We start from the raw sequence: 19,939 nt of genomic DNA, 5'->3' as shown, positions 1-19,939 counted from the left end.
GACACGGTGCAGTCGCGCTTGCCGGATCCGGAATGGCTCGAGCGCTGGCTCGACGAGCAGATCCGTTTCGACGGCGAATGGGAGAAGAAGGTCGTCGAGCGGATCCTGCACAACCTGTCGATCCTGTTCGAGCGCACGTTCGCGACCGCGCAGGAGCTGAACCGCTACCGCCGCGAAGTGACGGCGCGGGTAAGTGGCGCGGTGGACAGCCCGTAGCGGATCGATACATCCGGCTGTCGCGCGGTGCCGGCCGGATGCCGGCCGACCGGCGAACGCGCCGACGCCGACCGGCGCTGCCGGCCGGCGAATTATTCATTTCCGGAAATAATCGCTTCATCGGTTTATGAAACCGTATGGAAAGCTTGAATTTCATGCGTTTAGTATTTTTTAATAAACGCCTAATTCCGGATTTAATGGGATTTTCCGTGTCTGTTGCAGACGGTTTGTTTTTCGCAATCCGGAAAATAAAATGGAAAAGTTGGGAAAGTGAAATTGAATTGTAGGCATCTGGTTTTGCCTCCGTCTATGCGGATAAAGCGCTGCGATAGCGGCGAATTTGGCTGGAAACCGGTTGTTTCTACGGGAATTTATCGAACCTGTCGAGCCCTCGATTCGTTCGCATATTAATTTACAAAATCACAACCGGATAATGTTCGTGTAAGCGTACTGGTGCGATGAAAATCGATAGATAAATACAAGTGTCACGATTGAAAATAAGAATGATATGCATCCATGCTTCAATATAAAATCGTTTCCGAATCCAAATAGGAGAGACGAGTCAGGGAGACGAACGGCAACTTGCCTGTCGATGGGTGCAACTTTGAGGCGGCGGTATGGCTAATGTGAGATTGGCAAAGCGATTGAGAAGTCTGCCTTCGCTGGATTTCCTGAGAGGCTTCGAATGCGCGGCGCGTCATTTGAGCTTCACGCGTGCGGGGCAGGAATTGAACGTCACGCAATCGGCCGTGAGTCGGCAGGTCAAGGCGCTCGAAGAGCAGCTTCGGATCGAGCTTTTCCATCGGCACATTCGTTCGCTGACGCTGACCGACAAGGGGCGCGAGCTGTACGACGCGATCTCGTTCGCGTTGTCCGACCTGGAATCGGTGGTCGGCAAGCTGTCGTCGAGTGTCGGCCAGCGCGCCATCTCGTTGTCGACCACCGTCTCGTTCGCCGCGCTGTGGCTGATCCCGCGCCTCGGTTCGTTCCGCGCCAGCTATCCGGACATCGACGTGCGCGTGTCGGCAACGAGCGAAATTGAAGATCTTAAACGCAAACGTTTGCACCTGGCCGTGCGCTATGCAGGCCCGTATACGTCGACCGACGATACGGAGGTGCTGTTTCGCGAGCGTGTCGTGGCGGTGTGCAGCCCGAGCCTGATGACGGCGGCGGGCGACGCCGCGTCGATGAAGCCGGCCGACCTCGACAAGCACGTGCTGCTGCATCTCGACGACCCGCGCGGCGAATGGCCGTGGCACGGATGGAGCCATTTGCTGAAGGAGCTCGGCGTGCCGCGGCTGCGGCCGGCCGGCGCGTTGCACTTCAGCCAGTACGACCAACTGGTCCAGGCCGCGGTCGACGGGCACGGCATCGCGATCGGAAGGCGTCCGCTGGTCGACGGGCTGTTGAAGCAGGGGCGGCTCGTCGAACTGTTCCCGCACTGCACCGTTGCATCGGGCAGCTACGTGCTCGTGCAGAACCCCGATGCGTGCAACGAATTCGACATCGCGGTGCTGACCAACTGGTTGCTCGAACAAGCGTGTCACCCGCTCGCGACGGAGCAGGACACCGCCGGCAGCAACGTGGTGCCGATGTATCGCGTCGGATGACGAACGCGGCGCGCGACAGCGCCGTGCGCGCCGTCATGCGCGGTACCTGTACCTGTGCGATGATGCGCCGCTTCGCGTTCGTCGCAGAACGCCGCCGACCGCGGCGCCCGTTTCCGGGCCACCGCCGAGTCCTGACATTCCGGAGACAGCATGCCCGCACACAGCATCCAGCGCAGTACCCTGCATTACCACGATCACGGCGCCGGTTTTCCGGTGCTGCTCGGGCACAGCTATCTGTGGGACGCGACGATGTGGGCGCCGCAGATCGACGCGCTGTCGCGCAAGTATCGCGTGATCGTGCCGGACCTGTGGGGGCACGGCGAATCGGGCGCGCTGCCGGACGGCACGCACACGCTCGACGATCTCGCCGCGCACGCGAGCGCGCTGCTCGACGCGCTGGACATCGAACAGTGCGCGATCGTCGGGCTCAGCGTCGGCGGCATGTGGGGCGCACGGCTCGCGTTGCGCGAGCCGCAGCGCGTGCGCTCGCTCGTGATCATGGACGCGTCGCTCGAGGCCGAGCCCGATGCGACGCGTACGCGCTATTTCGGGATGCTCGATGCGATCGAGGCCGCGGGCCGCATCGCGCCGCCGCTGCTCGACGCGATCGTGCCGCTGTTCTTCCGCCCGGACGTCGATCTCGACGGCCCGGTGCCGACGGCGTTTCGCCATGCGCTCGCGAACCTGCCCGCCGACCGGCTGCGGCAATCGATCGCGCCGCTCGGCCGGCTGATCTTCGGCCGGCCCGACACGCTGCCGGCGCTCGCCGAACTCGATGCCGCACACACGCTGCTGATGTGCGGCGCGGGCGACATGGCGCGCCCGCCGTCGGAAACCGTGAAGATGGCGAGCGTGATCGGCTGCGCGCATGCGCTGGTGCCCGACGCCGGCCATATCTCGAACCTGGAGAATCCCGCGTTCGTCACGCGCACGCTGCTCGACTGGTTCGACGCGCAGCAACTGCCGTCGAACTGACGGTCACGCGAACGGCGACGCGCGCAGGCTGCGCGGCGTCGCATCGACTCGCGTCATGCGCGCTCGCCGACCGGCGTGAACTTCCGGTCGCGCACCCGCGCTTCGTCGGCACCGCCGCGCACGAGGCTCAGCGCTTCGGCGCGGCTCGCCACGCACGGCCCGGAGCCGGGCAGCGGCTGGCGCGCGGTCTCGCGCAGCGCGAGCACCGACACGATGCCGATGAACGACGCGCCCATCAGGTAGTACGCGGGCATCATCAGGTCGCCGGTGCGATCGACCAGCCATGCGGCGACGAGCGGCGTCGTGCCGCCGAACAGCGACACCGACACGTTGAAGCCGATCGCGAGCGCGCCGTAGCGGATGCGCGTCGGAAAGAGGGCAGGCAGCGCCGACGGCATCACGCCCGTGAACGTCGACAGCAGGATGCCATAGATCAGCATCCCGCCGAAGATCGGCAGCATGCCGCCGGTGCGGATCAGCATCAGCGCCGGCACCGACAGCGCAAACAGGCCCACGCAGCCGGCCATCATCACCGGCTTGCGGCCGACCTTGTCCGACAGGTGCCCGGCGTACAGCGTCATCGGCATCATCAGCACCATCACGAGCAGCACCATGAAGAGCCCGTGCGATTCGCGAACGTGCAGCGTCGCCGACAGGTAGCTCGGCAGGTACGACAGCGCCATGTAGTCGGTCACGTTGAAGATCAGCACGAGGCCGACGCATTGCAGCAGCGGCCTCCACTGTTCGACGAGCAGCGTCGCGAAGCGCTGCTTCGGCCGCGCGCGTTCGTCCGCCTCGCGTGCTTCGGCCTCCTTCCTGAATGCCGGGGTTTCCTCGAGCTTGAGCCGCACGTAGAGGCCCACGAGGCCGAGCGGGCCGGCGATCAGGAACGGCACGCGCCAGCCCCACGACAGCAGCGCGTCCTGCGACAGCGACGCGGTGAGCAGCGCGACGACGCCCGCGCCCAGCACATAGCCGATCAGCGTGCCGAATTCGAGGAAGCTGCCCATGAAGCCGCGGCGCTTGTCGGTCGAGAACTCGGCGATGAAGGTGGCGGCGCCGCCGTATTCGCCGCCGGTGGAGAAGCCCTGCACGAGGCGGGCGACGAGCAGCAGCACGGGCGCCATGATGCCGATGGACGCGTAGCTGGGGATCAGGCCGATCGCGAAGGTGCCCACGGCCATCATGATCATCGTGGCGGCGAGCACGCGCTGGCGGCCGATGCGGTCGCCGAGCGGGCCGAACACCATGCCGCCGAGCGGACGCACGAGGAACGCGGCCGCGAACGTGCCGAAGGTGGCGAGCAACTGCGCGGACGGGCTGCTGGACGGAAAGAACACCTTGCCGAGCGTGACGGCGATATAGCTGTAGACGCCGAAGTCGAACCATTCCATCGCATTGCCGAACGCCATCGCGCCGACCGCGCGCTTGAGGACGGCAGGGTCGACGATCGTGATGTCGTCCAGCTTGACGGACTTGCGCGAAGACCGGGCTTTCGCGGGGTGCGCTTGCGACGGGCTCAATGAACTCTCCTGGAATTGCCTTGGCAACCGGCCGGCGAGAATGCGGCGGGGTCGTGCGGACCGACGGACAGCGAAGGCGGATGTCTCGGGGATGCCTCGATGCCGGTGGCGTGACGCGCGCAGCGGACGACACCGGGCAGGTGTGTTGTGCGAACCAGTTTAGAGAAACGAGCGCGAGCGGCTATCGGTCATGCGCCCGGAAACCGGTGGTAAACGACACGCCGGAGGCGCGGCGTCGAGGGCGCCCCATCGGTCGCACGCGCGCCGGGGGCGGTCGTCTCGCCATTCATTTCGCCATTCGCCGGCGCGCGGATACGAGCAATGCGGCGAACGCCGCTTCGTCCGCCCGCAGGCCGCGCGGCGTCCGCCGGACCGCGAGCGCGGCGAGCGTGCCCGCCTCGAACGCATCGAGCACGGCCGGGTGGATGTAGCAGCGCCGGCACACGGCCGGCGTGTTGCGCAGCAGGTCGGCCACCGCGCGCACGGTCTCGACGATCTGCTTGCGGGCATGCGTGACGCCGCGATGCTCCACGCGCCGCAGCAACGCGAGCGCGTGCACGCTGCCGGCCCAGGTCCGGTAATCCTTCGCGGTGAAATCGGCGCCGCCGGCCTCGCGCAGATAGTCGTTCACGTCGGACGACCCGACCGGATGGCGTGCGCCGTCGTCGTCCACATACTGGAACAGCTCGTGGCCGGGCAGCTCCGCGCAGCGCCGCACGATGCGCGCGACCCGCGCGTCGTCGACCGTCACGTCGTGCTCGATCCCGCTCTTGCCGGCGAAGCGCAGCCGCACCTGGCCGGGCTGGATCTTCAAATGGCGCTTGCGCAGCGTCGTCAGCCCGTACGAGCCGTTTTCGCGCGCATATTCCGCGTTGCCGATCCGCGCGAGCGTCGTGTCGAGCAAGCGGACGATCGTCGCCACGACCTTGTCGCGCGGCATGCCCGGCAATGCCAGATCGCGCGCGACGCGCGCGCGGATGCGCGGCAGCGCCCGCGCGAACGCGGCCATCCGCGCGTACTTGTTCGCGTCGCGGGTCGCGCGCCATTGCGGGTGATAGCGATACTGCTTGCGGCCGCGCGCGTCGCGGCCCGTTGCCTGCAGATGGCCGAGGGGGTCCATGCAAATCCAGACGTCGGTGTACGCGGGCGGAATCGCGAGCGCGTCGATGCGGGCGATTTCGTCGGCATCGCGAACTCGCACGCCGTCCGGCCCGTAATACGCGAAGCCGTTGCGAAGCCGCCGGCGCGTGTAGCCCGGGCGGCGGTCGTCGACATGGCGCAGCGCCGCGACGGCGCTCGAAGCGGGCTGCTTCATGTCGACGACCGCCGGCCGGCGGCGACGTCGGTGCGCGGCGACCCGCGCTCATGGGCGGCGATCATGCTCGTCTCCTTTCGGTTCGCGTGAAGGGCGGGCGCCCGGCATGGGGTGCGAACCGCCAGCGCGACGGAGCAAGAACCGTGCGCCGCACGCGCGCGGCCGATCCGGGGTTAGGTGTTTATACGTATGCCGATTCCGGTATCGCCTCAATCCAATATTTCATTGGAAGGTTATCGGACTTGTTCCTAGACTGATGCGGGGCTTGTATACCGCGCCGACCGGACACGCCGGCCGGCGCCGCCCGATCCGCGCCAGCGCCACGCAGAAACACAACAGCGCCGCGGCACACAACGACATCATCGGAGACGGACCATGACATTCATCAGGAAGCTGGCGGCCACCGCGATCGTCGCGGCGACGGCGGTGTTGGCCACCGGCGCGCACGCGCAGCAAAAGCCGGTCACGCTCGGGTTCTCGCAGGTCGGCGCCGAAAGCGCATGGCGCACCGCGAACACCGTATCGGTGAAGAGCGCGGCGAAGGACGCCGGCATCAACCTGAAGTTTTCCGACGCGCAGCAGAAGCAGGAGAACCAGATTCGCGCGATTCGCTCGTTCATCGCGCAGAAGGTCGACGTGATCGCGTTCTCGCCGGTCGTCGAATCGGGCTGGGAGCCGGTGCTGACCGAAGCGAAGGCCGCGCATATCCCGGTGATCCTGACCGACCGCGCGGTCGACGTGAAGGACCCGTCGCTGTACGTGACGATGATCGGCTCCGACTTCCTCGAGGAAGGGCGGCGCGCCGGCCACTGGATGGAAGAGCGTTACAAGAACGACGCGGGCCCGATCAACATCGTCGAGCTGCAGGGCACGGTCGGCTCCGCGCCGGCCAACGACCGCCGCGCGGGCCTGCTCGAAGTGATCAAGAACAACCCGAAATTCAAGGTGATCGCGTCGCAGAGCGGCGACTTCACGCTCGCCGGCGGCAAGCAGGTGATGGAAGCGTTCGCGAAGACCTACGGCAAGCAGATCAACGTCGTCTACGCGCACAACGACGACATGGCGCTCGGCGCGATCCAGGCGATGGAAGAGGCCGGGATCAAGCCCGGCAAGGACGTGAGCGTCGTGTCGTTCGACGCGACCAAGGGCGGCTTCCAGGCGATGATCGCGGGCAAGATCAACGTCGACGTCGAATGCAGCCCGCTGCTCGGCCCGCAACTGATGAGCGCGGTGAAGGACGTCGTCGCCGGCAAGCAGTTGCCCAAGCGCATCGTGACCAACGAGACGGTGTTCCCGATGAATGTCGCGGCGCAGGTGCTGCCGACCCGCAAGTACTGACCTGTCCGCACGGGCGGCGGCCTGACGGCCGCCGTCCGGCGACGCTTCGACGGAGGATGCATGGAGAGTGCGCCGGTGGTCGAGATGATCGGCATCGACAAGTCGTTTCCGGGCGTCAGCGCGCTGCAGCGCGTGGACTTCCGGCTGTTTCCGGGCGAGATCCACGCGCTGATGGGCCAGAACGGCGCGGGCAAGTCGACGCTGATCAACGTGCTCACCGGCGTGCATGCGCACGATGCGGGCGAGATTCGCGTCGGCGGCCGGCCCGTGCGCTTTGCCGCGCCGCGCGAGGCCGAGGCGGCCGGCATTCAGACGCTGTATCAGGAAGTGAACCTGTGCGCGAACCTGTCGGTCGCGGAGAACATCTTCGCGGGCCGGCAGCCGATGCGGCGCGGCGCGATCGACTGGAACACGATCCATGCGCGCGCGCGGGCGGCGCTCGCCGAACTCGACCTGTCGCTCGACGTCACGCGCTCGCTCGACGCGTATCCGATCGCGGTGCAGCAGATGGTCGCGATCGCGCGTGCGGTGTCGGTCGACGCGCGCGTGCTGATTCTCGACGAGCCGACCTCGAGCCTCGACGACGGCGAGGTCGCGCGGTTGTTCGACGTGTTGCGCCGGCTGAAGGCGTCGGGCATCGCGATTCTGTTCGTCACGCATTTTCTCGAGCAGACCTATGCGGTGTCCGACCGGATCACCGTGATGCGCAACGGCGAGCGCGAAGGCGAGTACCTCGCGCGCGACCTGCCCGTCGACGCGCTGGTCGCGAAGATGACCGGCCGCGAGCGCATGTCCGACACGCTGCAGGCCGGCGCGGCTGCGGTCGAGCGCACCGCCGCGACCGCCGCGCCGTTCCTGTCGATGCAGCAGGTCGGCCGGCGCGGGATGATGAGCGCGCTCGATCTCGACGTGCGCCCCGGCGAGATCGTCGGGCTGGCCGGACTGCTCGGCTCGGGCCGCACCGAAACCGCGCAGCTGGCGTTCGCCGCGGCGCGCCCGGATACCGGCGCGATCGAGATCGACGGCGCGCGCAAGCGGCTCGCGTCGCCGCACGATGCGGTGCGCAACGGCATCGCGTACTGCCCGGAAGACCGCAAGAAGGAGGGCATCGTCGCCGCGCTGTCGATCCGCGAGAACATCGTCCTCGCGCTGCAGGCGCGGCGCGGCTGGTGGCGGCTGATCGGGCGCGCGCGCCAGCGCGAGATCGCCGACACGTATATCGCCCGGCTCGGCATCAAGGCGCGCGACGCGGAGCAGCCGATCGGGCTGCTGTCGGGCGGCAACCAGCAGAAGGTGCTGCTCGCGCGCTGGCTCGCGACGGACCCGAAGCTGCTGATTCTCGACGAGCCGACGCGCGGCATCGACGTCGCCGCGAAGTTCGACATCATGGAGCGCGTGCTCGCGCTGTGCGCGCAAGGGCTCGCGATCCTGTTCATCTCGTCGGAGATCGGCGAGGTCGTGCGCGTGAGCCACCGGATCGCGGTGCTGCGCGACCGGCGCAAGGTCGCGGAGCTGTCCGGCGCCGATGCGTCGGAGGAGCAGGTTTACCGGTTGATCGCGGGAGGCCAGTCATGACGTGGTTGCGCACGCTGTTTCGTCATTCGCTCGCGTGGCCGGTGCTGACGCTCGCGCTGCTGTTCGCGCTGGACGTCGCGCATCGTCCGGGCTTCCTGTCGATCGCGCTGCTCGACGGCCATCTGTTCGGCGCGCCGATCGACATCCTGAACCGCGCGGCGCCGCTCGTGATCGTGTCGCTCGGGATGACGCTCGTGATCGCGACGCGCGGGATCGACATCTCGGTCGGCGCGATCGTCGCGATCGCCGGCGCGGCGGCCGCGACCGTGCTGGAGGCCGACCCGTCGCGGGTCGGCGCGGCGCTGGCCGCCGCGCTCGGCGTCGGGCTGCTGGCCGGTGCGTGGAACGGGCTGCTCGTCGCGTTCGTCGGGATGCAGCCGATCATCGCGACGCTGATCCTGATGGTGGCCGGGCGCGGCGTCGCGCAACTGCTGACGGGCGGCCAGATCATCCCGATCGGCGCGCCGGGCTACCTCGCGCTCGGCGGCGGCTATCTCGCGACCGTGCCGTGCGCGGTGTGGATCGCGCTCGCGACGATCGGCGCGACCGCGCTGCTGGTGAACCGCACGGCGCTCGGGCTGTTCATTCGCGCGATCGGCGTGAATCCGGTCGCGACGCGGCTCGTCGGGCTGCGCTCGGGCGCGGTCGTGTTCGGCGTGTATCTGTGCTCGGGCGTGATGTCGGCGCTCGCGGGCATCCTCGCGAGCTCGAACGTGCGCAGCGCCGACGGCAACAACGCGGGGCTGCTGCTCGAACTCGACGCGATCCTCGCGGTCACGCTCGGCGGCACGTCGCTGCTCGGCGGCCGCTTCAGTCTCGCGGGCTCCGTGCTCGGCGCGCTGATCATCCAGACGCTCACCTACACGACCTATTCGATCGGCGTGCCGCCGGAGGCGACGCTCGTCGTCAAGGCGGTCGTCGTGATCGTCGTGACGCTGATCCAGTCGGACGCGGCGCGTGCGCTGCTCGTCCGGCATGCGTCGCGGCTGCTGCCTTCCGCGCGATCGCGCGCCACCCCCACCGGAGCAACGCCGCGATGAATCGTTTCCTTGGCCGGCTCGCCGATCCGCGCACGTTGCCGATCGTCGTGACGATCGTGCTGTTCGTCGCGCTGTTCGGCTTCGGGTCCGTGATGTACACGGGTTTTTTCTCGATGCAGGTGCTGACCGGGCTGCTCGTCGACAATGCCTTCCTGCTGATCGTCGCGATCGGGATGACGTTCGTGATCGTGTCGGGCGGCATCGACCTGTCGGTCGGCTCGGTCGTTGCGCTGACAACGATCTTCTGCGCGGTCGGCGCCGAACGGCTGCACTGGCCCGTGTGGGCGATCGTGCCGCTCGCGCTCGCGTTCGGCGCGCTGTACGGCGCGGCGATGGGCGCGCTGATCCACTATTTCCGGTTGCAGCCGTTCATCGTCACGCTCGCCGGGATGTTCCTCGCGCGCGGCGCGTGCTTCCTGATCACGACGCAGTCGATCACGATCAACGAGCCGGCGTTCCATGCGATTGCGGGCATCAGCGTGCCGGTCGGCGGCGGCACGCTGAGCGCCGGTGCGCTGATCGCGCTCGCGACGCTGGCCGTCGCGATCTACGTCGCGCATTTCACGCGCTTCGGCCGCAACGTCTATGCGGTCGGCGGCAACGAACGTTCGGCATTGCTGATGGGCTTGCCGGTCGCGCGCACGAAGATCGGCGTCTACGCGCTGAGCGGCTTCTGTTCGGCGCTCGGCGGCGTGGTGTTCACGCTGTACGTGCTGTCGGGCTACGGGCTGCAGGCGCAGGGAATGGAGCTCGACGCGATCGCCGCGACCGTGATCGGCGGGACGCTGCTGACGGGCGGCGTGGGCTACGTGATCGGCTCGGTGTTCGGGGTCGGCATCCTCGGCACGATCCAGGTGCTGATCACGTTCGACGGCACGCTGAGCTCGTGGTGGACGCGGATCGTGATCGGCGCGCTGCTGTGCGTGTTCTGCGTGCTGCAGCGGGTCATCGAGCGGCACGCGGCGCGGCGCCGCACCGGCGGCACGGGGCTCGGCGCGCAGCGGCCGACGCATGCGCCCGCGCGGCCGGCGCCGCCCGAAGAGGACATCGCGCTGGTATCGACGATGCGGCGATCGTAGCGGGCCGTTCGGCCGCGCGGGCGAACCGCGGTGGAACGATGCGCGCGGCGCGGCGCCGTCAGGCCGGGCCGGCCGCGTCCGCCTCGGTGTCGAACGGCGTATCGGCGACGCGCGTGCGTTTCAGCGAGCCGGCCAGTTTCTCGATCGCATGCAGGTCCAGCGCATCGAGGTGCTCGCGCATTTCCTGCACGAACGACGCATGGTCCGGCTCGTCCGCATACTGGCCGAGCCATTCCTCGATATCGGTCAGCCGGCCTTCGCCGGCGAGTACGATCAGCTCGGCGAGCGCATCGGCGGGCGGGCTGCGCATCGCAGGCGCCGCGCCGGCCGGTTCCGCTTCGTCGGCGGGATGAAACCGCCCGACGAGCCCCGACACCGGCGCGAGCGCATGGCCGAGGGCTGGCGCGGCGACCGCGAACGAGAACGTCGTGCCGCTCCCCGGCTGGCTTGCGACGGCCAGCTCGCCGCCCATCGCCGCGACGATGCGCTGCGCGATGAACAGGCCGAGCCCGGTGCCGCCGTTGACCGCCTGCACCTGCTGGTACGCGCGGAAGATGTCGGTGGTCGCGGTGATGTCGATGCCGATGCCCGTATCGGCGACCTCGAACAGCAGGCGCCATGCATCGCCTTCGCGCGACGCGTGAACCGACAGCGTGACCGTGCCGTCGCGCGTGAATTTCGATGCGTTGGACAGCAGGTTCAGCAGCACCTGTTGCAGCCGGATGCCGTCGATCAGCACCGTGCGCGGCAGCGGCGTGACGGGCCGGTAGACGAACCGGTTGTCCTGCTGCGCGCACAGCGCGAGCGCGTAGTGGCCGATGTCGTCCAGCAGCCCGGGCAGGTCGGTGCGGTCGGGCGCGACGCCGAGCGGCTGGAGTTCGGCCTTCGTGAACGCGAGCAATTCGTCGATCAGCGCGAGCTGGTAGCGGATGCTGCGGTCGATCGACCGGATCAGCCGCGCCTGGCTGCGCGTCGCCCCTTGCAGCAGCAGCTTCGCATAGCCGTTGATCGTCGACAGCGGCGCGCGCAGATCGTGGCTGACGTAGCCGAGCGTCTCGATCTTCTGCTGCATGTGCGTTTTCGACTGCTGCAACGCGTCGTTGAGCGCGACCGTGCGCCGCGCCACCTCGTCTCGCAGCCGGTCCTGCTCGGTGAGCTGCCAGTGTTCGAGCCGCTTGCGTGCCTCGGTGCGCTGACGGCCCACGTGGTGAATCCACGCGGCCAGCACCAGCAGATGCGTCGCGAGCCCGATGATCGCGATGACCGGGTTCGGATAGACGTCGGACCGGATCCACGACAGCACGGGCGGCAATGCATCGCGGCCGTCGAGCATCCGGATCACGATGTTGAACGTCGCGAACGCGACCGCGATCAGCATCACGCGTGCCGTCGGCGTGCGCCGGATCACGAGCATCAGCGCCAGGCTGATGTTCACCATCGCGAGCACGGTGTTCAGCCACAGGCAGAACCACGCGAAAGTCGCGAGATCGCCGAGCGCCGCACCGGCTATCCCCACGCATTCGAGCGCGAGAAACACCACGTACACCGCGCGCATCGGCATCTTCGCCTTCTCGCGATGCGCGACCATCAGGATGAAGACGATGAAGCATGCGACCGACAGGTACGCGAAGATCGTTTCGCCGCGCGTCGACCACTCGCGCGCGCCGGACGACAGGAGTATCGCGAGATAGCCGCGGTACGCCGCTTCGAACAGCGCGGTGTTCAGGGCCAGTGCGGCCAGCACGTGGAATACGCCGCTGCGCGAGAAAAAGCCGATCAGCAGCGCACACCACACGAGTGCGAGCAGCCCGCCGAAGAAGCCGAAGTTCCACATCGACGCGTGCAATTCCTGCGCGATCCACGCGTCGCGGGTGAACGCGACCGGCGCAAGGCGCATTTCCTTGCGCGACGTGATGCGGATCAGTACCGGGAGTTGTTCGCCCGCGCGCAGCGTGACGTCGAGGGTCGGGTAGCGCGACGGCGCGTCGCGCGCGTCGCCGCGGTCGGTCGGGAAGCTGCGCTCGAGCGTCCATTGACCGTGCCGGTCGACGTAGAAATCGGCCCGGTCGACGCGCGCGTCGCGAATCGCCAGCACCAGCGCACGCGTGTCGCCGTCGCGGTTGATCAGCGTCGCCTGGACCCACCAGGCCGAGCGCGAAAACGTCACGTTGAATGCAGTGCGGGCCGTGGCGGCTGCACGACGCGACGGCTCGGCGAGCCGGGCGGCGACCGCGTCGACGGACAGCGTCGTGCCGGCGTCTTCGAAAACCGATACGGCTTCGAGTTGCGCGGGATTCGACGCCGTTGCGGCACGGGCCGTCGCGCACGTGACGGCCAGCGCCGCCAGAAGCAGGAGCAACGTGCGACATGCCGCCGCCCATGCCGCGCAGTGCCTACGCATCGCCGTGGCGCCCCCCCGGTGCGGCCGGCGCGTCGACCGCGTGGCGCTGGCGCCGCCAGTCGGACGGCGTGACGCCGAAGCGTTCGCGGAACGCCGTCGCGAAATTGCCGGGGGTGGAAAAGCCGATTTCCTCGGCGATGTCGCCGATCCCCATCGACGTTTCCGACAGGAAATGCATCGCGGCGCGCAGCCGCGTGTCGCGCAGATACTCGAATACGGTCTGGCCGAGATGGTCGCGGAACGCGCGCGACAGCCGTTTTTCGTGCGTGCCGACCTGCTTCGCGAGCTCCTCGAGGGCCGGCGGATGGCGCAGGTCGCGCAGCAGCACGTCGCTTGCCGCGCGCACGAGCGCCGCGTCGCGGTTGTCGGGCAAGTCGGGCAGGTGCGCGAACGGCTGGCTGCGTCGCACGCGCTTCAGGTGATTGCGGATTCGCGCGATGACTTCCGCCGGTTCGAACGGCTTGACGATGTAGTCGATCGCCCCCGTTTCGAGCCCCGCGATGCGGTCCTCGAGATCGCCGGCGGCCGTCAGGATGATCACCGGAATGGATTGCGTCGACGGGGTGGACGCCAGCAGCCGGCTCGCGGCGAAACCGTCCATGCGCGGCATGCGCACGTCCATCAGGATCAGATCGGGCGCGATGGCCTGCGCACGGTGATAGGCCTGCAGCCCGTCGAACGCGACGCTGATCCGGCACTGCGCGGTGCGCAGGATTTCGGTCAGGAGCCGCAGGTCGTTCGGGCGGTCGTCGACGATGAGGATGTGGGCGCCGGCGAGATCCGGCGTGGTGCGTGGCGACGCCGAGCTGGACAAGCGGGATGACATGGTTGCGAACGCGTTGGGAGGGGAGTGGCCTGTCAGGTCGGAGGCATCGCAATCTGTACGATTGTTGCAAAAAATTATATGTCGGCAACAGCGTCGAAGGTGGGATTCCGTGCGGCGCGTGTGGGCTTGTCGCAGGGGCATCGCAAGGTGCGCGGCGGTGCCGTCGGCTCTCCCGGAAAATGAGCCGGAAAAATGTGCCGAATCGATTTCGAAAATTACGGTCTTTATTTCCGGTTCAATGATTTCAAGGGTGAAAATGGCCCGTATGATGAATTGACGATCGAGGTGTCGAAATCCGATGGCAACGGCGTAAATCGAATTTCCGGATTTCTTGTCGGTCAACTGGACTAGACGTAATGCGGACGAGAATTTCCGTTTCCGGAAAAATCGAATTTCATGCGAATGTGTATGAATGTAAATGCCGTCCGCTACGGAAAAGTATTTTTCCGCTCCGGAAAAGGTTCGTTTGAACGAATGTCGGCACACTAGCCACGACGCGGCTGGAATCGGTTCTCTGAATGCTTCCGGCTGTCGTGAAAATGACCGTCGCCGTCGCTTTGCGGGCTGCCAATATTCAATGTCACATTGAATGATGGTATTCCCGGATAATGAGAAGACGGTAACGAATGAATAACAGGCACGAGGGTAATGAAGGCGTCATAATTCGCGGAATTTTTAGATATACAAGATGAGCCGTGAAATGACGGGATGGGGCTGAGTGTGAGGCATCGGGCGAGAAGAAATCGTCAAGTAAATTCGATCGATTAATTCGGTGCCGGGGTCGTTCGGTGAGCGGTCGGTTTTTTCCGGAAATCCGGAAAAAACGGTTGCCGGCCGGACGGAAAGGGGTGAGTGACTTCGCGTGCGCCGCCGGGCGTCTGATCGATCCGGAGGCCGCGTGTGGTGCTCTATCGAATCAGGCGGATACGAAAAATATGAATACGACAAGCATGGCAGGTCGGGGTGTCGGGTCGATCGATCCGGCGCCGGCTGTCAGCGTCAGCGATCCGGCGGCGCATGCCGCAAACCCGGGGACAGGATGGCGCCTTTCGCCGCCTGAATGAAAGATGACGGGCCGCCCGCGATGCGGGTCGGCGTCCGTTCATCCAGCGTCCGAGCGACGCTTTTCCGAATGAGACTCGAAGTTGCCCTTCGGCTGGTGCGACGGGGTACGCGCGTGCGGATTCGCGACGCGTCGTGCGCCCTGTCGCGGCCGGGCAGGCGATGTCGACTTCCGTGAATCGATAACCGGCGATCGCCATCGCGCATCGTGCCGAACGGGCACGCGCGACGGTCGGTCATGCCGTCGCGATGTGGGTCGAGCGTTTTGCGCAACGCTGTTCGTAGTTTTGATTAGTAATACGAAGTGAGAAGCGGGGCGTCGCGAGCCGGGCGAAAGCGGAGAAGGTCCGCGCTTCGTCTGGTGCCGCGTTCGCCGTTGCGTCATCCAGCACATGAGAACCGAGGGAACACAAGATGAACAAGTCGTTCAAGTCGATCTGGAACGAAGCATTGGGAGCCTGGGTTGCGGCTTCGGAGCTTGACCGGGCACGCGGCAAGCGTGTGGCGTCGTCGCGGCGCACGGCGGCGCATGCCGCGAGCGCGAGCGGCGCGACGCGTGCGGGCCTGCCTTCGCCGCGACGGCTCGCCATGCTGATGGCGTCCGCATATCTGGCGTTGTTCCATGCGGGCGCCCATGCGCAGTACGCACCGGATGGCGGTACCGCGTCGGGCGGCGTGACGGCGATCTCGATCGGCCTCGGTTCGACCGCCGCGCAACAGAATTCCACCGCGCTGGGCAACCTGTCGACGGCGCAGGGCTTGTCGGCCACGGCGCTCGGCCCGGGTGCGCATGCGATGGCGGATGGTTCGACGGCCGTCGGCATCAACTCGCAAGCGAACGGTGTCAACAGCGTGGCGATGGGCGTGCAGGCGATCGGCTCGGGCCCGTATTCGGTCGCGATCGGGAATTTGTCGAGCGCGACCCAAAGCGGTTCGGTCGCGATGGGCAGCGGCGCCGCGGCGACCGGCGTGTCCGCCGTCGGGTTGGGCAACAACGCGCTGGCATCCGGCCAGTACGCGGCGGCGATGGGGCTCGGTGCCAGTGCGGCGGGCGCGCAGAGCGTCTCGCTCGGCTATGCGTCGCACGCCACGGACACCGGGTCCGTCGCGCTCGGCAACCAGTCGACGAGTTCGGGCGCGGCAGGCGTGGCCGTCGGCAGCGGGGCGCTGGCTTCCGGTAATTCCGGCGTCGCGATGGGCGTCAACAGCGGCGCGACGGGCACCTCGTCGATCGCGATCGGCTGGGGCGGCACCGCGGGCGTGCCCGGCTCGGGCACGCAGTCGATCGGCACGAGCTCGATCGCGATGGGCTCGAACACGCGTGCCGGCGCGGACAATGCGGTGGCATTCGGCCTGAACGCCAATGCGTCGGGTCTCAGTTCGATCGCGACGGGCGTGCAGGCGACCGCGACGCAGCAGTTCGCGACCGCGCTCGGCAACCTGGCGCTGGCGACCGGCGTTTCCTCCAGCGCGCTGGGGCCCGGCGCGACGGCGTCGGCGACGAATGCGACGGCGGTCGGCATCAACAGCGTCGCGGCTGCCGGCTCGACCGTCGCGATCGGCGATTCCAACTCGGTCGCGGCAACTGCCGGCGCGGGTTCGATTGCCGGCGGCAACGCGTCGAAAGTGCTCGGCGGCACGGGCGCCGTCGCACTCGGCTTCGGCCAGACGGTGAGCGGCGACGGCGCGGTCGCGATCGGCGATCCGAGCAGCGCGATCGGCACCGGCGCGGTCACGATGGGTTCGAACAACACAGCGAACGGCAACGGCGCGGTGGCGATCGGCAATACCAACAACGCACAGGGCACGGGTTCGCTGGCGCTGGGCAATACGTCGACCGCGGCGGCGGCGGGAGCGGTCGCGTTCGGCGCATCGGCCGTGGCCAACAACGCAAACGATGTCGCGCTCGGCTCGGGATCGACGACGGCCGCGCCGAATCCGACGGCCAGCGCGGTCATCGGCGGCGTCACGTACAACTTCAACGGCATCAACCCGACCAGCGTCGTCAGCGTCGGCAAGGCGGGCAGCGAGCGCCAGATCACCAACGTCGCGGCCGGGCGCATCGATTCGTCGAGCACGGATGCGATCAACGGCTCGCAACTCGCCGCGACGAACACGGCACTCGATTCGCTGTCGACGTCGACGGCGTCGAGCATCACGTCGCTGTCGACCGGGGTTTCGTCGTTGTCGACGGGCCTCAGTTCGACCAATAGCGCGGTCACGTCGCTGTCCACGTCGACGTCGACGGGCATCGGCTCGCTGTCCACCGGCCTGAGTTCGACCAACAGCGCGGTCACGTCGTTGTCGACTTCGACGTCGACGGGTATCAGCTCGCTGTCCACCGGTCTCAGTTCGACCGACAGCACGGTGACGTCGCTGTCGACGTCCACGTCGACGGGCCTGTCGTCAGCCAATAGTTCGATCGCGTCGTTGTCCACGTCGACCTCGACGGGTATCGGTTCGCTGTCCACGGGGCTGAGCACGACCGACAGCACGGTGACGTCGCTGTCGACGTCCACGTCGACGGGCCTGTCGTCGGCCAATAGTTCGATCGCGTCGTTGTCCACGTCGACGTCCACGGGCATCGGTTCGCTGTCCACCGGCCTGAGTTCGACGAACAGCGCGGTCACCTCGCTGTCCACGTCGACGTCGACGGTCGTCGGTTCGCTGTCCACCGGCTTGAGTTCGACCAATAGCGCAGTGACGTCGTTGTCCACGTCGACGTCGACGGGCATCAGCTCCCTGTCCACCGGCCTGAGTTCGACCAACAGCACGGTGACGTCGCTGTCGACGTCGACGTCGACGGGCATCAGCTCGCTGTCCACCGGCCTGAGTTCGACCAACAGCAACCTGACGTCGCTGTCCACGTCGACCTCGACGGTCGTCGGCTCGCTGTCCACCGGCCTGAGCTCGACGAACAGCAACCTGACGTCACTGTCCACGTCGACCTCGACGGTCGTCGGCTCGCTGTCCACCGGCTTGAGCTCGACCAACAGCTCGATCACGTCGCTGTCCACGTCGACCTCGACGATCGTCGGTTCGCTGTCCACCGGCCTGAGCTCGACGAACAGCAACCTGACTTCGCTGTCGACCGCCACGTCGACCGGGATCAGCTCGCTGTCGACGGGCTTGAGCTCGATCGCGAACAACAACACGAACCTGGGCAACAGCACGGCCGGCGCGATCGGCGGCGGCGCCACCTACGATCCGACCACCGGCGCGATCTCGGCGCCGTCGTACGTGACGTACAACAGCGACGGCTCAACGACGATCAACAACAACGTCGGCTCCGCGATCGACAACATCAACGCGCACGGCATCAAGTATTTCCATGCGAATTCGACCGCGCCGGACAGCCAGGCGGTAGGCGTCGACAGCGTCGCGATCGGTCCGAACGCGATCTCGAAGGTGGACGGCAGCATCGCGCTCGGCTCGGGTTCGGTGGCCGACCGCGCGGTGGTGCCGTCCTCGGGCATCATCCGCAACGGCACCGCGTCGATCCCGTTCAACACGACCGACCAGACGCTGCTCGGCGCGGTATCGGTCGGCGATGCGACGAACAAGACGTACCGCCAGATCACCAACGTCGCGGACGGCACCGGCCAGCAGGATGCGGTGACGGTGCGGCAGCTGACCGGCGCGCTGCAGTCGTTCGCGGTCACGGGGCAGAAGTACTTCCACGCGAACTCGACGGCGGCGGATTCGCTCGCGGTCGGCGCAGAATCGGTCGCGGTGGGACCGACGACGGTCGTCAACGGCGACAACGGCGTGGGCATCGGCAACGGCGCGATCGTCGATCAGACCGCGCCGGGCGGCGTGGCGATCGGGCAGGCGGCGAGTTCCGCGCAGGCCGACGCGATCGCGCTGGGCAGCGGCGCAACGGCGACGGGCGCGCAGTCGGTCGCGCAGGGCGCGAACGCGGTGGCGGTCAGCGTCGGTAGCGTCGCGCTCGGCTCAGGCGCACGCAGCACGGCGACCGATGCGCTCGCACTCGGCGCCGGCGCATCGGCGACGTTCGCGAACAGCGTGGCGCTCGGCGCCGGTTCGCTGACCACGGTCGGCGCGCTGACGAACTATGTCGCGTACGGGCTGAGCAGCCCGCAGTCGTCGGCCGGCGAAGTGAACGTCGGCAATCGCCAGATCACCGGGCTGGCCGCCGGCAAGAACGGCACCGACGCGGTGAACGTGTCGCAGCTCGATTCGGTCGCGAGCCAGTTGACGACGCTGATCGACCAGCGCACGACCAACCTCGGCGGGCAGTACACGACGAACCCGACCGGCGCGAACGTGCCGCCGGGCTCGACCGGGCCGAATTCGTCGGCAGGCGGGTCGGGGGCGGTGGCATCGGGCTCGAACAGCACGGCGGTCGGCAATAGTGCACTCGCGTCGGGCAACGGCTCCACGGCGATCGGCGTGGGTTCGACGGCATCGGGCAACAACTCGACCGCGCTCGGCACGGGCAGCAACGACGGCGGGCGCTCGAACGTGGTCGCGGTCGGCTCGGCGGATTCGGCGCGACAAGTCGTGAACGTCGCGGCGGGCACGCAAGGCACCGACGCGGTGAACGTGAACCAGCTGAATGCGGTATCGAACCAGTTCACGCAATCGCTGAACACGGTCAACAACCAGCTCACGCAGATGCAGCAGCAGATCCAGCAGACCGATTCGATGGCCCGCGAGGGGATCGCTGCGACCGCCGCGATGGCGTCGATCCCGCACATGGACCGCGATTCGAACTTCGCGATGGGGGTCGGCACGGCGACGTTCCAGGGCCAGAAGGCCATGGCGGTCGGCATGCAGGCGCGCATCACGGAGAACCTGAAGGCGACGCTGAACGGTGGTTTCGCCGGCAGCCAGCGCGTCGTCGGCGCGGGCATGCTGTATCAGTGGAAGTGATCGCGCGCAGCGGCTCGTTCCGGCACGCGTTGCCGGGGCGGGCCGCGCCGAACGCAAACGCATGCGCGTGCGGCCGCGCCGCA

At 67.4% G+C, this 19,939-nt stretch carries 11 protein-coding genes and 1 pseudogene; 8 read left to right on the top strand and 4 right to left on the bottom strand.

The features are described 5' to 3' along the window. The 3 genes and pseudogenes from WT53_RS00480 to WT53_RS00470 form a co-directional block, all read left to right on the top strand. Positions 1-216 (top strand): annotated as a pseudogene (locus WT53_RS00480) (ferritin-like domain-containing protein); the annotation flags it as partial. A gap of 617 nt (positions 217-833) precedes the next feature. Next, complete coding sequence (locus tag WT53_RS00475) at positions 834-1,826, top strand: LysR substrate-binding domain-containing protein (RefSeq protein ID WP_034208977.1); 993 nt, start codon at positions 834-836, stop codon at positions 1,824-1,826. Positions 1,827-1,976: 150 nt separating this feature from the next. Continuing rightward, positions 1,977-2,801 carry an alpha/beta fold hydrolase gene (locus WT53_RS00470; protein ID WP_059780676.1) on the top strand — a complete coding sequence of 275 codons (825 nt, stop codon included), beginning with the start codon at positions 1,977-1,979 and terminating at the stop codon, positions 2,799-2,801. Between the two features lie 53 nt (positions 2,802-2,854). Here the strand turns inward: WT53_RS00470 and proP are convergent, their stop codons facing one another. After that, a complete protein-coding gene (gene proP / locus WT53_RS00465; protein ID WP_060258149.1) occupies positions 2,855-4,324 on the bottom strand; it encodes a glycine betaine/L-proline transporter ProP in 1,470 nt (489 codons plus the stop codon). 286 nt (positions 4,325-4,610) lie between these two features. Continuing rightward, complete coding sequence (locus tag WT53_RS00460) at positions 4,611-5,639, bottom strand: DNA topoisomerase IB (protein WP_060258146.1); 1,029 nt, start codon at positions 5,637-5,639, stop codon at positions 4,611-4,613. 375 nt (positions 5,640-6,014) lie between these two features. Between WT53_RS00460 and WT53_RS00455 the strand changes: the two genes are divergently transcribed. From WT53_RS00455 to yjfF, 4 genes are read left to right on the top strand one after another with little or no spacing between them, the layout of a single operon-like run. Beyond that, positions 6,015-6,977, top strand: a complete 963-nt coding sequence (locus WT53_RS00455; protein WP_060258143.1) for an ABC transporter substrate-binding protein — start codon at positions 6,015-6,017, stop codon at positions 6,975-6,977. Positions 6,978-7,037: 60 nt separating this feature from the next. Continuing rightward, a complete protein-coding gene (locus WT53_RS00450; protein ID WP_060258140.1) occupies positions 7,038-8,552 on the top strand; it encodes a sugar ABC transporter ATP-binding protein in 1,515 nt (504 codons plus the stop codon). Further along, entirely contained in the window at positions 8,549-9,592 is a 1,044-nt protein-coding gene (locus WT53_RS00445) for an ABC transporter permease (protein WP_034208983.1), read from the top strand. Before WT53_RS00450 ends, WT53_RS00445 begins: the two co-directional genes overlap by 4 nt. After that, entirely contained in the window at positions 9,589-10,671 is a 1,083-nt protein-coding gene (gene yjfF / locus WT53_RS00440; RefSeq protein ID WP_059780682.1) for a galactofuranose ABC transporter, permease protein YjfF, read from the top strand. The genes WT53_RS00445 and yjfF overlap by 4 nt, the downstream gene beginning before the upstream one ends. A 58-nt stretch (positions 10,672-10,729) precedes the next feature. On the opposite strand, the gene WT53_RS00435 is transcribed toward yjfF, so the two are convergent. Together WT53_RS00435 and WT53_RS00430 are read right to left on the bottom strand one after the other, a co-directional pair. Continuing rightward, positions 10,730-13,072, bottom strand: coding sequence for an ATP-binding protein (locus WT53_RS00435; RefSeq protein WP_034208985.1), 2,343 nt, complete (start codon positions 13,070-13,072; stop codon positions 10,730-10,732). Next, entirely contained in the window at positions 13,065-13,898 is an 834-nt protein-coding gene (locus WT53_RS00430) for a response regulator (protein ID WP_034208986.1), read from the bottom strand. Before WT53_RS00430 ends, WT53_RS00435 begins: the two co-directional genes overlap by 8 nt. Positions 13,899-15,374: 1,476 nt before the next feature. On the opposite strand from WT53_RS00430, the gene WT53_RS33260 reads away from it, so the two are divergent. After that, positions 15,375-19,856, top strand: coding sequence for a YadA-like family protein (locus WT53_RS33260; RefSeq protein WP_060258137.1), 4,482 nt, complete (start codon positions 15,375-15,377; stop codon positions 19,854-19,856). The last annotated feature ends 83 nt before the right edge of the window (positions 19,857-19,939 follow it).

The organism is Burkholderia sp. MSMB2157WGS (assembly GCF_001532755.1).
Classification (GTDB): domain Bacteria; phylum Pseudomonadota; class Gammaproteobacteria; order Burkholderiales; family Burkholderiaceae; genus Burkholderia.
The sequence above is the reverse complement of the archived record's forward strand: the minus strand, read 5'-3'. Positions and strand labels throughout refer to the sequence as shown.